The 2,065-nt window shown below is 70.7% G+C and carries 2 protein-coding genes; both read right to left on the bottom strand.

What is annotated here, in order from left to right; genetic code table 11:
- Positions 1-106 precede the first annotated feature (106 nt).
- On the bottom strand, positions 107-634 hold the full coding sequence (locus tag GA0115259_RS36905) for a DUF4142 domain-containing protein (RefSeq protein WP_093604871.1): 528 nt from the start codon (positions 632-634) through the stop codon (positions 107-109).
- Positions 635-850: 216 nt separating this feature from the next.
- The coding region (locus tag GA0115259_RS36900) for a phosphohexomutase domain-containing protein (protein WP_107469410.1) at positions 851-2,065 on the bottom strand (1,215 nt) is incomplete at its 5' end.

Genomic DNA, 2,065 nt, shown 5'->3' with positions numbered 1-2,065 from the left:
CGGGTCCGGCCGCTGCCGCGGTCGTCGGTGCGGCGGCAGCGGCCGGTCTCCGTGGAGGCGGGCTTGACCAGAGGTCGGATTGGTTGGTTCAGGCAGGTCGGCCGGGTCAGGCTAGGCCGAGCTCGGCCTTGCAGTCGCGGATCAGGGTCAGGTGCTCCGCCACCACGGGACGTGCCGCACTGGCTGCCGCCCTGACCTCGGAGTTGCCGCCTGTGGCGATCTCCTGGTCGATCAGCTTGAGTGTGTCCACGTGTCCCTTGTCCTCGTTGGCGAGCCAGGCGCTGTCGTATCCGCTCGTGCCGGCCTTCGCCTGCACGGCGGCCAGCGCCTGCTCCTGGGCCGCGGAGGGCGAGGTGGGCAGCGTGACGCCGAGTTTGTTCGCCAGCGCCTTGACGTCGGCGTCCAGCTTCGTGTGGTCGCGCACCAGCGTGGCGCCGACCGTCTTCACACATGTCGCCCTGGCGTGCTTGCCCGCGTTCTCACCGTCCTGGATCTCCGTCAGGTTGCCCTGATGAATCGCCTTCAGGAAAGGCGCGTCGTCGGCGGCCCTGGCCGCCGCGAACGCGGAAGGCGCGGATATGCCGGCCAGCGCTGCCAGCGTCGCGGCAGCTGCGATGCGTCGCACAGCAATCATCTGCGTTGCTCCCTTCGCCCGGCCTGGGAGGCACACAGCTCGTGTCAGACCGGTCGATGAACGGGCACGCGTGTCGGTGTCCGGTGGTCATCCTTCCCTCGCCACGCCGTGTGCCCACACGATCACCACATTCATCACGCGAATGGCCGTCATGGCCCGGCGACCGCGTACAGGCCGCGCGTACGAGGCCCGTACGCGGTCGCCCGGACCGCCGGCTCAGCCGTCCAGGTCCAGGGCCGCCGCGACGACGCCCTTGGCCTCCTCCTGGACACGGCCGAGATGCCCGGCGCCGAGGAAGGACTCGGCGTAGATCTTGTAGACGTCCTCGGTGCCCGAGGGACGGGCCGCGAACCAGGCGTTCTCGGTGATCACCTTGATACCGCCGATGGACGCGCCGTTGCCGGGCGCCTCGGTGAGTACGGCGGTGACCGGTTCGCCCGCGAGGCTGTCCGCCGTGACCTGCTCGGGCGAGAGCCGGGCCAGTACGGACTTCTCCGCCGGTGTGGCGGGCGCGTCGATACGGGCGTACGCGGGCGCCCCGAAGCGGCCGGTGAGCGTGGCGTAGTGCTCGGAGGGCGTCCTGCCGGTGACCGCGAGGATCTCGGAGGCGAGCAGCGCCAGGATGATGCCGTCCTTGTCGGTGGTCCACACCGAACCGTCGCGCCGCAGGAAGGACGCCCCGGCCGACTCCTCCCCGCCGAAACCGAGCGATCCGTCGGCCAGCCCGGCCACGAACCACTTGAAGCCGACGGGCACTTCGACCAGTTCGCGGCCGAGATCCGCGGCGACGCGGTCGATCATCCCGGACGACACCAGCGTCTTGCCGATGCCCGCCGTGGCGGGCCACCGGTCGCGGTGGGCGTAGAGATAGCCGATGGCGGCGGCGAGATAGTGGTTGGGATTCATCAGCCCGGCGTCCGGTGTGACGATGCCGTGCCGGTCGGAGTCGGCGTCGTTGCCGGTGGCGATCCCGTACTCCTCGCGCCGGTCGATCAGCGAGGCCATGGCGTACGGCGACGAGCAGTCCATCCGGATCTTGCCGTCCCAGTCCAGCGTCATAAACCGCCAGGTGGGATCGGTCAGCGGATTGACCACCGTCAGATCGAGCCGGTGCTGCTCGGCGATACGGCCCCAGTACGCGACCGACGCGCCGCCCAGCGGATCCGCGCCGATCCGTACGCCGGCGGCGCGTACCGCGTCCAGGTCCAGCACGGCCGGCAGATCCCTCACATAGGTGCCGAGGAAGTCGTACCGCCCGGTGGTCGGCGCGGCCAGGGCACGGACGTACGGGATCCGCCGTACGTCCTTCAGCCCGTCCGCGATGATCTCGTTGGCCCGGTCCTGGATCCAGCCGGTCGCCTCGGAACCGGCCGGGCCGCCGCTCGGCGGGTTGTACTTGAAACCGCCGTCGGCGGGCGGGGTGTGGGGCGG

It is taken from the genome of Streptomyces sp. MnatMP-M17, from assembly GCF_900091995.1.
Classification (GTDB): Bacteria; Actinomycetota; Actinomycetes; order Streptomycetales; family Streptomycetaceae; genus Streptomyces.
Note: the sequence above shows the minus strand (reverse complement) of the source record. Positions and strands in the feature narration are given on the sequence as shown.